General features: G+C 67.8%; 11 protein-coding genes. 3 read left to right on the forward strand and 8 right to left on the reverse strand.

The genetic code is table 11. The features are described 5' to 3' along the window. Nucleotides 1-11: 11 nt before the first annotated feature. Nucleotides 12-1,202 carry an acyl-CoA dehydrogenase family protein gene (locus G6N58_RS23600; protein ID WP_115277067.1) on the reverse strand — a complete coding sequence of 397 codons (1,191 nt, stop codon included), beginning with the start codon at nucleotides 1,200-1,202 and terminating at the stop codon, nucleotides 12-14. Between the two features lie 110 nt (nucleotides 1,203-1,312). Here G6N58_RS23600 and G6N58_RS23605 point away from each other — a divergent pair, with 110 nt between their 5' ends. Beyond that, nucleotides 1,313-2,482 carry an acyl-CoA dehydrogenase family protein gene (locus G6N58_RS23605; RefSeq protein ID WP_197746443.1) on the forward strand — a complete coding sequence of 390 codons (1,170 nt, stop codon included), beginning with the start codon at nucleotides 1,313-1,315 and terminating at the stop codon, nucleotides 2,480-2,482. Between the two features lie 59 nt (nucleotides 2,483-2,541). Beyond that, on the forward strand, nucleotides 2,542-4,194 hold the full coding sequence (locus G6N58_RS23610; RefSeq protein ID WP_163908361.1) for a DUF222 domain-containing protein: 1,653 nt from the start codon (nucleotides 2,542-2,544) through the stop codon (nucleotides 4,192-4,194). A 7-nt stretch (nucleotides 4,195-4,201) separates the two neighbouring features. Here the strand turns inward: G6N58_RS23610 and G6N58_RS23615 are convergent, their stop codons facing one another. The 4 genes from G6N58_RS23615 to G6N58_RS23630 are packed head-to-tail and all read right to left on the reverse strand — an operon-like array spanning nucleotide 4,202 to nucleotide 8,272. Further along, on the reverse strand, nucleotides 4,202-5,254 hold the full coding sequence (locus G6N58_RS23615; RefSeq protein ID WP_115277064.1) for an ABC transporter ATP-binding protein: 1,053 nt from the start codon (nucleotides 5,252-5,254) through the stop codon (nucleotides 4,202-4,204). After that, the gene (locus tag G6N58_RS23620; RefSeq protein WP_232067973.1) at nucleotides 5,251-6,054 is read right to left on the reverse strand and encodes a carbohydrate ABC transporter permease; all 804 of its coding nucleotides are present in this window, start codon (nucleotides 6,052-6,054) and stop codon (nucleotides 5,251-5,253) included. The genes G6N58_RS23615 and G6N58_RS23620 overlap by 4 nt, the downstream gene beginning before the upstream one ends. Next, nucleotides 6,051-6,923, reverse strand: a complete 873-nt coding sequence (locus tag G6N58_RS23625) for a carbohydrate ABC transporter permease (RefSeq protein WP_115277063.1) — start codon at nucleotides 6,921-6,923, stop codon at nucleotides 6,051-6,053. The genes G6N58_RS23620 and G6N58_RS23625 overlap by 4 nt, the downstream gene beginning before the upstream one ends. After that, nucleotides 6,920-8,272, reverse strand: coding sequence for an ABC transporter substrate-binding protein (locus G6N58_RS23630; protein ID WP_115277062.1), 1,353 nt, complete (start codon nucleotides 8,270-8,272; stop codon nucleotides 6,920-6,922). Before G6N58_RS23630 ends, G6N58_RS23625 begins: the two co-directional genes overlap by 4 nt. 220 nt (nucleotides 8,273-8,492) lie before the next feature. On the opposite strand from G6N58_RS23630, the gene G6N58_RS23635 reads away from it, so the two are divergent. Then, nucleotides 8,493-9,455 carry a ferritin-like domain-containing protein gene (locus G6N58_RS23635; protein ID WP_115277061.1) on the forward strand — a complete coding sequence of 321 codons (963 nt, stop codon included), beginning with the start codon at nucleotides 8,493-8,495 and terminating at the stop codon, nucleotides 9,453-9,455. Between the two features lie 7 nt (nucleotides 9,456-9,462). Here G6N58_RS23635 and G6N58_RS23640 read toward each other — a convergent pair whose 3' ends face one another. The 3 genes from G6N58_RS23640 to tpx form a co-directional block, all read right to left on the reverse strand. Continuing rightward, complete coding sequence (locus tag G6N58_RS23640; protein ID WP_232067974.1) at nucleotides 9,463-11,517, reverse strand: acyltransferase family protein; 2,055 nt, start codon at nucleotides 11,515-11,517, stop codon at nucleotides 9,463-9,465. A gap of 59 nt (nucleotides 11,518-11,576) precedes the next feature. After that, nucleotides 11,577-12,206, reverse strand: a complete 630-nt coding sequence (gene ripD, locus G6N58_RS23645) for an NlpC/P60 family peptidoglycan-binding protein RipD (RefSeq protein WP_115281302.1) — start codon at nucleotides 12,204-12,206, stop codon at nucleotides 11,577-11,579. A gap of 133 nt (nucleotides 12,207-12,339) precedes the next feature. Then, a complete protein-coding gene (gene tpx / locus G6N58_RS23650) occupies nucleotides 12,340-12,834 on the reverse strand; it encodes a thiol peroxidase (protein WP_115277060.1) in 495 nt (164 codons plus the stop codon). Nucleotides 12,835-12,881: the final 47 nt, after the last annotated feature.

The raw sequence follows: 12,881 nt of genomic DNA on the forward strand, positions 1-12,881 counted from the left end.
ATCTAGCTCGTTCAGGTGTAGAGCGTGATGGGCTGGACGTCGCCGGTCAGATAGTGCGCGCCGATCTCCAGCTTCTTGTAGTCGACCGGGTCGTGCAGGGAGTGCGTACGGATGTTGCGCCAGAACAGGTCCAGGCCTACCTCCGAGCGCGCTGAGCTGGACCCGGTGACCTCGAACACGCGGTGGGCCACCTCGAGCGCGGTCTCCGTGGTCACCACCTTGGCGTGGGCGATCCCGATCTCGACCTCCGCGCGATCGGCGGCCGTCACTGCGTCACCCCGGGCGATGACCCGGTCGAATCGGCCGTTCCACCGGTCGGCGAGGGCCTCGGCCGCGGCGGTCTTGGCCAACAGTTCACCGAACACCCGCTGCACGAACGGGTCCCGGGAATAGTGCTCGGCATCGCTGAGCAACCACGCACCCTTGCGGGCCAGAGTCAGCTCCCGCGCCCGGGCCAACGCCCCCTCGGCGATGCCGAGGTAGAGGTTGGCAAAGCCCAGCTGTACGCCCGGGGTCACCAAGGTGGAGTAGGGCTCGTCGCCCACGACACCCAGGACGTCGTCCGGACTGACGGCCACATCGGTGAACCGGACGCTGCCGCTGGCGGACAGCCTCTGCCCCAAGGCATCCCAGTCACCGAGGTACTCGACACCGGGGCGGTCGTGCTCGAGCACCGTGGCCAGCACGCGATCCGTTTCGAGCGCCATCACCAGGGTGACGTCGCCGGTGGAGGCACCCGTGGAGAACCGCTTGACGCCGTTGAGGCGGTACCCGTCTCCGTGTGCCGTCAGCGTCAGGTCGGGGTCCACCGGATTCACCGAGTCGCCCCAGAGCCAGCGTCCGTCGGCGGATGCGCTGAACCAGTGCTCCCAACGCGACTCCTCGCCGAAGAACACGATGGATGCGTGGTTGCAGTAGTGGTAGCTGAGGATCTGCGCGATGGAGGCGTCGGTGCGGGCAAGCACCCGGACGGCGCGCAGCGCGCTGGACCAGTGGCCGCCACCGCCGCCGTAGCGAGTGGGGATCAGCAGAGTGGCCAGTCCGGATTCCTTCAGTAGCTTGAGCTCTGCGCTCGGGTCCTGATTCGCGCGGTCCCGGTCCAGGACATCGGCAGCAAGGGTCTGGGCCACCTCGGCGGCCACGGCATCCCAGTGTCCGGTTTCGGTGTCGTCCAGCGGGGTGGTCCAGGGCGTACGCGACATGAGCGACGAGCGTAGTGCCGCCGGTGCCCTCGGTACCCAGTTCTATTCTGCGAGAACTTAATCAAACGGCACCGCTGGTCGGCCCATGGAGCGCTGATTGAATGGGCGGCGTGAGTGTGCGAGAGAAGTGGGCGGCGGTGATCTCGGCTGCGGCCGCGGGGGACGTGGCGCAGCGGGATCGCGCCCGAGAGTTGCCGTTCGCGTCGATCGATGTGCTCAAGTCGGCGGGCTTCGGGGCGCTGCGGGTTCCCGAGGAGTTCGGTGGTGCCGGACTGCGGTGGGTCGACATCGTCCCGCTCTGGATCGACCTCGCCGCTGCGGATGCGAACCTGACCCAGGCGCTACGTGGACATTTCACGTTCGTCGAGGACCTGCTGTTCCGCCACCGCCGCGGGCAGGATCAGAGCCGATGGTTCGAGCGGTTTGTCGCGGGCGAGATCGTCGGGAACGCGTGGACGGAGATCGGGACCACCACGATCGGTGACCTGGCGACCGTGTTGCGCACCAACGGGGATCACCACCTGCTCACCGGGCGCAAGTTCTACACCACCGGAACGATCTTCGCTGAGTGGGCCGACGTCACCGCCACCCTCGACGGCACCCACGTGGTGGCCGCCGTGCGCACCGGCCAGCCGGGCGTCCGGGTGCTCGACGACTGGGACGGCTTCGGGCAGCGCGGGACCGGCAGCGGCACCGCCGAGTTCACCGACGCGCGGGTGGAGTTCGACGATGTGCTGCCGTTCGACCAACGCCACCCGTATCAGACTGCGCTCTATCAGGTGAACCTGGTGGCGACGCTGGCCGGGATCGCCGCCGCGGTGCACCGCGATGTCATCGCCGAGGTGCAGGGGCGCACCAGAAACTATTCGCACGCCAACAGCAGCCGAGTGCGGGACGACCCGCAGGTTCTCGGACTCATCGGAGAGATATCGGCGACGGCGTACGCCGCCGAAGCTGTGGCGGTGCGGGCTGCCGAGGCGCTGGACAATGCGGCGGTCTCGTCGGATGACCATTCGGCTACTGAACGCGCCGAGCTGGAGGCCACTGCCGCGCAGGTGGCGGTCTCTCGAATGGTGCTGAGGTCCACGTCGGATTTGTTCGACGCGCTGGGCGCCTCCGCGACGTCCGCCTCGCGTGCCTTGGATCGGCACTGGCGCAACGCCCGAACTGTCGCGTCGCACAATCCTCGGATCTTCAAGGCCCGCGTTCTGGGCGCTCACGACGTGAACGGCACCCCGCCCCCGTATGCGTGGGCCATCGGGACGACCGCGGCCAAATAGTGCTGCCAATGTCCTATTTTTGCTGGCAGACGCGGTGCGACGATGATAAAATCGAATGTATGTTCGAAGGATGCGATCCCGGAGCGCTGCTCACCGAGGTGGAGTGCACCCGCCTTGATGAGTCGGCGGTGTGGGCGCATCGGATGGCCGCCATCGCCGCGCTGCTGGCCCAGCGGATGAACGAAGGCTACGACCAACAAGCCCTGCTACCCGACGGTGATCCCGGCTTCGGGTTGATCTCCGGGTTCGTGCGCACCGCCGCCGAAGTCGGGCCCGCGTTGGGGGTGCCGCCGGCGGTGGCCATGAAAGTCGTCGGTTATGCCGATGCGTTGGAGGAGCGGTTGCCGCAGATCTACGGCCTGCTGGCCTCCGGGCGGTTGGACTGGGAGTCCACCAAACTGATCGTCAACCGCACAGCACAGGTGTCCGACACCGCAATCCGGGATGTGGACCGCAATCTGGCGGCGAAGATCGCGACCTGGGACTGCTGGTCGCGGACCCGGCTGCAGGGCGCGGTGGATCGGGCGATCCTGCACGTCGATCCCGAGGGTGCGAAAGAGCGTCGGGTCGCCGCGGACACCGAACGCCGGGTCAGCGCGAAGGCGCTGCCCAACGGGATGGGTGAGATCCGCCTGTATGCCGGCGCTCCGGTGATCGCGAAAGTGGATGCGCGGCTGGATCAGATGGCCAAGGCGGTGTGCGCCCAGGATCCGCGAACGTTGGTGCAGCGGCGGGTGGATGCGGCGGAGGCCATCGCCGACGGCAGCTTTGTGTTGGCGTGTGCGTGCGGGCTGGAGGACTGCCCGGCACCGAAACCCACCACGGACGCGACTGCGGGCGCGGCGGCGCAGTACGTCATCAACGTGATCGCCCCCGCCGCCACCGTCACCGGCGACAGCGACGAACCCGGCTTCCTGCAGGGCTACGGGGTGATCGACGCCGACCAGGTACGCGAACTCGTTGACCAACCGGGCACCGTGTGCCGCGATGTGCGCAACCCCGACACCGACCCGAATGCCCCCACCGAAACCCGCGACGGCACCTCGATGCTACTGCGCCACCACTGGTCCGCAGCCATGGACCGCTGGGTCCGCGTCCGTGGCCTGACATGCTCGTTCCCGTTCTGCAACCAACCCGCCTGGACAGCCGACCTCGACCACAGCATCCCGTTCAACCACCAACATCCGCTGCGCGGTGGCTGGACCGCCGGGTTCAACCTGGACCCCAAATGCCGCACCCATCATCGCATCAAAACCTTCCTCACCGGCGAAAGCGGCTGGACCACCACACAACTCACCGGCGGCACCATCGAATGGACCTCCCCCACCGGCCGGACGTACCGGTCGACTCCGGATGGGGCGGAGTTGTTCGACGACCTCGCCGCAGCGTGCCGCCCCAAACCGTGGACCCGACCCCGGGACCCCAAAGTCCAGAAAGCCAACCGGATCGCGGCCGCTCGGGCCGGGTTGGCCGCCAAACAAGCCGCCAACCAGCAGACCCGGTGGATCAACCAGGGGCGGGCACACGAAATTCAGCAGCGGGTGCGGCGCAACGACGTCCGCTTCAAGCGACTGGTCCTCAGTGGCAGGCGCCGCACCGCCAGCTGGTGCCCCTGGATAAACGATCCGTGGGAAGACGAGTCGATCACCGCCGACTGGCGACCACCACCCCCACCGCCACCGCGCGACGACAGCGACGAACCACCCTTCTGACGGGTGATCAGGCGACGCGCTGCCCGTCGCCGGTATTGAAGACGTGGGCACGACCGGGACGCACCCGCACCGATACGGGAGCTCCCGGAGTCAGCGTAGAGCTCCACGCCGCGGCCTCCACCACCGCGGTGAGCCGATGCTCCCCCACCGTGACGATGACGACGTAGCGGGGGCCCAGGAGTTCGACCAGTTCCACGGTTCCATCGGCAGATTCGGCCGCGGCAGGCTCGATCAGCACATCTTCGGGACGCACGGCGATCGTGACATCACCGATGGCGGTAATCGGCCACACGACACCGCCTGAGGTAAACACACCGCCGCGCGCGCTGCCGGTGAGCAGGTTGGCGCTCGGTGACCCGATGAAGCCGGCGACGAAGGTGGTGGCCGGGCTGCCGTAGAGCTCAGCAGGTGTGCCGCGCTGGGCGATCCGTCCCCCGTCGAGGACCACCAGTTGGTCGGCGATGGTCATCGCCTCCTCCTGATCATGGGTCACATACAGGGCGGTGATACCCAGGTCTTGCTGCAACCGCCGGATCTCGGAGCGCAGTTCCACCCGCAGCTTCGCGTCCAGATTGCTCAGCGGCTCGTCGAACAGGAACAGCGACGGTGTACGCACCAGGGCTCGGGCGATGGCCACGCGCTGCTGCTGACCACCGGAAAGCTGGCGCGGCTTGCGGTCGAGCAGCGCGGTGATACCCACGCGATCGGCGGCCTGGCGAACCCGTTGAGTGACCTCGTCTTTCGGCACCCGGGCGTTGCGCAGGGGAAAGCCGATGTTGCCCGCCACGGACAGCTGCGGGTACAGCGCGTAGTTCTGGAACACCATCGCCACGTCCCGGTCCCGCGGCGCCTCGGCAGTGACATCACGCCCGTCGATCAGAATGCTGCCACTGTCCGCCGCTTCCAGGCCCGCAGCGATCCGCAGCGTGGTGGACTTGCCGCAGCCCGACGGACCCACCAGGACCGTCAGCGAACCGTCCGGCAGCTCGAGATCCAGTCCGTCGACCACGGTGTTGCCGCCGAAAGCCTTGGTGATGCCTCGCAACTCGACGGCGCTCACTTGGTCGCCCCCACCGACAGACCTCCGACCAGGAACCGCTGAGCCGCCAAAGCCAGCACGTAGACCGGCAGAATTCCCAGCAGCCCGGCCGCCGCCTGCTGCCCGAACTGCACATTGCGGTCGCCCTGGAACAGCGACAAGCCCACCGTCAACGTCTGACTCTCCTTCGTCACCGCCAGGTACACCGCGAACAGGAAATCGTTGTAACTGAGGAAGAACACCACCAACAACGCCGCGACGATGCCCGGCCACAGCAGCGGAAGCACGGCCTTACGGAAAGCACCCGCCACAGACAGGCCGTCGATCACCGCGGCCTCGTCGATCTCCACCGGAATCCGCCGCACGAACCCGTCCAGCAGCCAGGCCGCCACCGGTACGTTGGCGACGCCGTTGACGACGATCAAACCGAACACGTTGTTGGTCAGACCCACATCACGCAGCAGGAAGAACAGCGGGATGATCGCCACGATAGGCGGGGCACAGTAACTGGCCAACAACACCGTCAGCAGTTGCTCGCCGCGGAACCGCCGGGCAGTGAAATATGCTGCCGGCGTGGCGATCACCACCGCGAGCAGGGCCGCACCGATGGCCGAGATCCACGAGTTCTGCAGCATGGTGCCCAACTCGATGGTGTCGAACACGGATGTGAAGTTGTTCAGCGTCCACGCCGACGGCAGCAGGCTGGAGTTCAGCACATCAGCGGGCGGGCGCACCGCCAGCGACACGAGGTAACCGATCGGCACCAGCGCCACCGCCGTGGCGACCAGGAGCACCGCCCACACCACCGGACGCCGGCTCACTGCTGTTCCCCCTGCACGGCGCGGGCCCGCATGGCCGTCACGACGGTCGCCACGGCGCCGACCACCGTCGCGAACACCAGCGTCTGAACAGCCGCGGCACCCATGTCAAAGCTGCCGCGCAGACCCGTCTGATAGATGACGAACGGTGACAGGGTGGTCGCGAAACCGGGTCCGCCCGAGGTGATCACGACGATCAGATCGAAGACCTTGTAGCCGATGACGAGTTCCAGCACCGCCACCGCCCAGACGGTGGGGGCGATCGCCGGCCAGGTCACCGTGGTGAACGTGCGCCAGGCGCCTGCACCGTCGATGCGCGCCGATTCCACCAGTTCGGGGCGCACCACCCCGAGTGCGGCGAACACCACCAGCACCGCGAACGGCACCCACTGCCAGATGTGGATCACCAGCAGCACCAGGAAAGCGCCGACGCCGGAGCCCAGCGGATTCGCCCCGGCCAGGCCCACCGCCGCGAACACATTCGCCAGCCCACCGCCCACCGGCGCCAGCAGCAGTTTCCACGCCACACCGATGAGCACTGGCGCCGTGACCAGGGGCAGCAGCAGCAACGCCCCCACCACACCGAATCGGGCACCCCTGGCTCGCAGCAACACGGCGATCACGGTTCCGATACCGGTGGTCAACACCGCCGCCAGCACCGCAAAGACGGTCGACTTCCCCAGCGACGGCGTGAAAGCCGGCGCTGCGAAAGCAGTCCGGACGTTGTCGATCCCGCTGAACGCACGCAGGGGGTGGGCCAGTGAGGAATCCGTGAACGCCAGGCCGAGCAGATACACCGTGGGATAGCCGAGGAACAGCACCAGTCCGGCAATGGCCGGCAGCGCCAGCCACAGCGGGACGCGTCGCATCATGAAGCGGCGCTCTCCCAACTACTCTGGGCGTTCTCCAGCGACTGATCCACCGTCTGGGTCCCCGCGATGGCCAACGCCAGCTGATCCACCAGGTCTTGCAACAACTTCGGCGCACCGGCCTGCTTGGGCCACACCAGCGGGTCACCGTTGAGGCCGGCCCGGATCGGCTCCACCGCAGCCGTCACCACCTTGGCGTAGCCGTCGGAATCCAGCACCTCCCCGCGCACGGGGTCGATGCCGGCGCCGGCGGTCGAGGACACCGCAAGGTTCTGCGGCCCGGCAGTAGCCCAGTTCAGGAAGGCTGCAGCGGCGTCCTGCTGCTGCGACGCCGTCGAAATACCCAGGCCGAACCCGGCGTCGAGCGCTGTCCGCGGCGTGGTGTTGGTACCCCCGACCGGCAATGACACCGCGCCCCATCGGCCGGCGATCTTCGAGGCCGTCGGGTCCTCGGCGCGCAGTGCCATGTCGGTCCAGGTGTCCAGCAAGGCACCCTGGCCGGACAGGAACGACTGATTCGCCTGATCGAACCCGACCTGCAGTGGGGTGGGCAGTGCCACGGGGGCGACGTCCACCAGATGCTGTAGAGCGGCGCGGGAGGCGTCCGACGTCAGATCGGGCTTGCCGTCGGCATCGAGCAGGTTGCCGCCGTAGCCGGTGAGCCGGTTGATGTACGAGCAGCCGAGGATCATGGGCACCTGCTGGCCGGACACGATGGCCCCGTACGCGGCCCCCCGGGCGTCCGTGGTGATCTTGGCTGCCACGTCGTCGTACTCGTCCCAGGTGGTGGGCGGCTCGACGCCGTAACGGTCCAGCAGTTCGGCGTTGTAGAAGAGGATGTGGACGTCGCCGTCGTAGGGCAATCCGTAGCGTTTGTCGTCGAGCAGGGTGTACGGGTCATAGATCGACGGCAGGTAACCCGCGACCCCGATGCCGTCGGCGTTGGCGTCGATCCACTGGGTCAGATCGACCAGCGCGCCGGCGTCCACCAGGTCCCCCAGGCCGAAATAGAAGTAATCGAAGACGTCGAATTCCCCAGTGCCGCTCTGCACGTCGAGGATCTGCTTGCTGGTCAGCTGGTCATATGGCGCCGCGGTGACTTCCAGGGTGCCGCCCGTCGCCGCGTTCCATGCCGGCGCCAGGACGTCGCGGAACGAGGTCACGTGCGGTTGGTTGACCAGAAGTCGTAGTGTCACCCCGTCGAATTTGCCTGTCAGCGCCGTGTTTTCGGCGAGGGCATTGCCGCCGCCGGATGATCCGCACGCGGCCAGCGTGGGTGCCAAGGCGGCAGCACCGCCGGCCAGGGCGAGCAACTGCAGAGCGCGCCGCCGGGAAAGAACCTGTTGGGTCACGGAAACGCAGGGTACAAATGGGGCTGCCGCGCGGCGAGACAAAAACTCACCGGGATCCTGACCGCCAGTGAGACTCCGTACCCATTTGCGGCTCTGCTATGCCCGATCCGACAATCGTCACAAATCAGGTTGTGCACCCCCCGTGCCCGGGTAGGCAACTTACATGCGCATCAGCGCTGTTGAATACATCTATCGACTCGACCACGGGAGAGAGCCGAACATGACCACAATCGCCAAAACCACTTTGATCGCCCAGCTGCGCGCGGTGCTGGACCTCACGCACACCGAGATCCAGGTCGCCGAAACTCGCGTGGCGCAGGCCCGCACCGACGCCGTCCGGACCGAGCTGGAGCAGAACGCCGCCAACGGGCGGCTGCGGGCAGAGGCCGTGGAGCAGGCCATCCGGGACCTCGGTGGTTTTCCCGACGTCATCGGACCGCTCCTGGGCCGCGCGGCAGCAGCCGTCAAGGCACTGACCGAGCAGGCGGCGCCGTTTGACGAAGCTCTGCTGGGCGACCTGGCGTTGGAAGACCAGCTGCTGGACCGCTCGCGCTACATCAAGGCACTGGCCGTCGCCGCGAAGGAACCCGACGTCGTGGCGCTTGCCGACCAGCTCATCGCGGCGCATTCTGCCACGGTGACCTGGCTGACCACGGTGCTGGCTGAGGATGCCCTCGGCGGTCCGGCGGCACTGCGGCGGACGCCGGTGCAGGCCGTGGCCGGACTGGCCGTCAAGTTGGCCAACCTCCCGGTCACCTGGTCCTACCGCGCCGCCGACCGTGCGGTTGATTCGCTGCGCAACACCCGGCCGGCGCTGCAGAATCTGCGTGAACGCGGCGGTCGCGCCGGTGAAATCACCGGTAAGGCGGTTGCGGCTGCCCGTGACGGTGCACTGTTGAGCGCCGAGAAGACCGTGCGTCGCGAGGGTGCCGCCGACGCCGCCGATGCACTGCACAGCGTCCGCGCCGGAGCCGGTGTGGTCGACGACAGCGAACTGCCCATCACCGGGTACGACGAGCTGAACCAGACCGACGCCATCGCTGCCGTCAAGGAACTCGACGATCCCGCCGACATCCGTGTGATCGTCGCCTACGAGGAGGCCCACAAGGATCGGGCCCGGGTGGTGTCGGCAGCGCAGACCCGTATTGCCGCCATTGCTCAGGAGGTCGTCGGCATCAGCTGATGTCGACTCAGAACCAGCCGGTGGCCGACGAGAGCTGACGTTCGAGCTCGTCGGTCATCGAGCGCACGTAGGTCGCCGAGAGGTGGTGTTCATCGTGATACACCAGCACGTTGCCCTCCACCGCTCGGCACACCTCGGCGCTGCACACCGCATCGCTGAGGTCCAACAGGTGTAGGCCGGGATACCGATCCACATAGTCCAGGGCCGGGTTGCGGTCGTTGAGCGCCTCGCTGCGCGGCAGCCCGCACGAGTCGGCGTCACCGCCGGCGGCCAGGCAGTCCGGCGGGGAGAACAACACTCCGTCCCGGAACATCCACGGGGTGTCCCGCAACGCGAGCACCGGAATTCCGGCGTCCTCGAATCTGTCCCAGATGCCCAGATAGTTGTCCGGCACAAAGTCCCCGGGGGCGTCCGTATAGGGGCGGGTGGCCGTGGTGAACACGAAATCCGGCCGATCGGCGACCATCCGCGACATGGCCTCGTCGATCCACACCCGGCACTCGGGGTAAGGCTCCAGCGAACCGGCGATGATGGGGACTTCAGCAGTGGTCAGCGGGCACCCCATCTTGAGGTACGTCGTGACGGTGAATCCGTGCCGACGGCCCAGTTCGTCCAGCGCAGTGATCCAGTGCTCGGAATGCGACCCCCCGGCCAGGGCGACGGTGCGCGTCGCTGACCGGTCGCCGTACTCGCACATCACCAATTCCGTGCTGAGGAAGTCGGAGACACACCCGTCGATGCTCGTCATGGGCAGGTCGTCACGCGCTTCCAGGACTGACGGCCGCATCGGCAGCTTGGCCACCCGGGCAGATTCGAGCAGCGCCCGCGCCCCCGGATAGTCCCGCGGCGGAAGGGCGGTCAGCTCGCTGCCACCGGCACGGACGGCCTCGACGTGGCCCCGCCACGCCACCGAGGCAACCACCAGTCCCGCCGTCAAGGCCACCACCACGGTGGCCGCCGCGGCCGCAGGCCACCGCCACGCCATGGGACGGTTGCGTTCCCGCAGCGGTTCCTCCACCAACCGCATGGTCACCCAGGCCAACGCGAGCGACACCGCGATCACCGCCGCCCCGTCGAGGAGCCCCGCGGATTCGCGATCGGTGTGGGCCAGCCAGAAGATCAGCAGCGGCCAGTGCCACAGGTACAGCGCATACGCCAGACCGCCCAGGGTGACCATCGCCGGGGTGCCCAGCATCCGCAGCGGCCAGCCACCGGTCCGGTTCCCGTCACCACCGCCGGCCAGGACCACCAGCAGGGCCGCACCCACCGGCACCAGCGCCCAGCGCGCCGGATACTCCCGCACCCCGTCGATCAGCCAACCGCAGAGCAGGATCGCGACCACCCCTGCTGACGCCGCCACCACCCTCAACCAGCCGGGCCAGCGCACCGCGGACACCACCGCCGCGGCCAGCACCCCCACCAGAGGTTCCCAGGCCCGGGCGAAGGTGTCGTAGTAGGCGCTGGCCTGGTCCGTGGCGTGGGCCAGATTGGCGTAGACGAATGACGCCAGGGCCGCGCCGGCGACCACGGTGAGGATCATCGTGCGGCGGTGTCTGGCGGGCAGCGCGACACCGACGGCCATGACCGCGGCGACGACCACCAGCAGGGCCAGGAAGAACTGCCCCTGGACGGACATCGACCACAGGTGCTGCAGGGGGCTCACCGATTCCCCGGCCCGCAGGTAGTCGCTGGCGGTGTCGGCCAGCTGCCAGTTCTGGAAGTAGCCCAGGCTGGCGAGCGACTGCTCAGCGAAGGTCTCCCAGCGGGTCTGCGGCTGAATGGCCACGGTGAGCGCCGCGCAGGCTGCCAGCACCACTGCCAGGGCGGGCACCAGGCGTCGCACCAGTCTGCGCAGTTCGGTCAGCAGCGGCAGTTGTCCCCCGTCGGCCGCCAGCCTCAGCAGGCGACCGCCGAAGAAGAAGCCCGACAGCACCAGGAACACGTCCACGCCGCCGGAGACCCGGCCGAACCAGACGTGGAACACGACGACCAGCGCGATGGCCAGGCCTCGTAGGCCGTCCAGATCGCTGCGATACCGCCTAACCTCGGCGGGAGAGGTCACGTCCTGTGTCAGTGGGTGCAAAACTCATCGATCCTGCACCGTGTCGCAGGCCCTTTCCGTCAGCCGATGATACGGCCCAGGTACGGCGTCATATCCGCGGTGCGTACCGGTGACACCGCCACGCCCTTGTCACCGACCTCGACCATCTGGCCGTTGCCGATGAACAGGGCCACGCTCTGGGTACCCTCGGGGCCGTAGAACAGCAGGTCGCCGGGCAGAGCCTGGGCCGGCAGCACCTTGCGCACAGCCTGGTACTGCTCGCCGGAGGACCGCGGCATTGTGATGCCCACTCCACCGAAGGCGTAGACGATCAGGCCGGAGGCGTCGAAGCCCACGACGTCCGGAACCGTGGGGGCCGACGGGGCCACCGGCGCGGTGGTGGGCGCAAGGGTCAATCCACCCAGTGTCGGCGGCACGGTGATCGCAGGGGCCGGAGCGGCCGCGTCGGTGACGGCCGCGGCGGCCGGGCGCGGTTCGCCCTTGGTGGGTCCCTGGGCGTTGCCGCCGCCGTAGGTGAACGGGACGCCGCGCGCAGCCATGGCCCGCGAGATGACCACGTTGATGGCCTGCAGCTGTTCGGGGGTGCGGCCGAATGGGTCCGCGGTTGCTGTTCCGGCGCCGAAGCCGATCCCGACCGACGCCATCAAGACAGCCAAGCTGCACACGATCGCGTAGAGGCGCCTGCTCATCTCACCCATTTCGCCATGGGTCCACCACCCCGCGGGCGGACCACTGTGCCTCTACTTGTACAGCGAAATCCGCCCGCGGCTCCAATTGGCGCACGGCACAACGTCAATGAGATGCCGTACCGTGACCGAACGGTTACGACAGAGCGGCCAGGGCGGCGTCGTAGTCGGGTTCCTGTGCGATCTCGGGCACCAGTTCGGTGTAGGCCACCGTGCCGTCGGCGTTGATCACCACGATGGCGCGGCCCAGCAGACCCGCCATGGGGCCGTCGGCGATGGTGATGCCGTAGTCGGCGCCGAAGCTGTCGCGAAAGCCCGAGCCGGTGGTCACGTTCTCGATGCCCTCGGCGCCGCAGAACCGCTTCTGTGCGAAGGGCAGATCGTTGGACACGTTCAGCACGGCGACACCACTGGCTGCGGCGCGCTCGTTGAAGGTCCGCACGCTGGTGGCGCACACCGGGGTGTCCACGGACGGAAAGATGTTGAGCAGCAGCGGTTTGCCCGAGAACTGATCACTGCCGACGGTTCCGAGATCGGTTCCGGTGAGGGTGAACGCCGGCGCCGTGGACCCGACGGCGGGCAGCTCTCCGACAGTGTTGATGGGGTTTCCCTTGAGCGTTATCTGTGCCATGGGGCTATAAGTTACCGGCGTCCTGACGAGCCGTCCTACGCTGGGCT

The organism is Mycolicibacterium tokaiense (assembly GCF_010725885.1).
GTDB lineage: Bacteria > Actinomycetota > Actinomycetes > Mycobacteriales > Mycobacteriaceae > Mycobacterium > Mycobacterium tokaiense.

Bases quoted from the DNA above. Each gene is read 5' to 3' on its own strand.
- G6N58_RS23600 (WP_115277067.1), bottom strand. From the start codon at position 1,202: ATGTCGCGTACGCCCTGGACCACCCCGCTGGACGACACCGAAACCGGA.
- G6N58_RS23610 (WP_163908361.1), top strand. From the start codon at position 2,542: ATGTTCGAAGGATGCGATCCCGGAGCGCTGCTCACCGAGGTGGAGTGC.
- G6N58_RS23625 (WP_115277063.1), bottom strand. From the start codon at position 6,923: ATGATGCGACGCGTCCCGCTGTGGCTGGCGCTGCCGGCCATTGCCGGA.
- G6N58_RS23635 (WP_115277061.1), top strand. From the start codon at position 8,493: ATGACCACAATCGCCAAAACCACTTTGATCGCCCAGCTGCGCGCGGTG.
- ripD (WP_115281302.1), bottom strand. From the start codon at position 12,206: ATGAGCAGGCGCCTCTACGCGATCGTGTGCAGCTTGGCTGTCTTGATG.
- tpx (WP_115277060.1), bottom strand. From the start codon at position 12,834: ATGGCACAGATAACGCTCAAGGGAAACCCCATCAACACTGTCGGAGAG.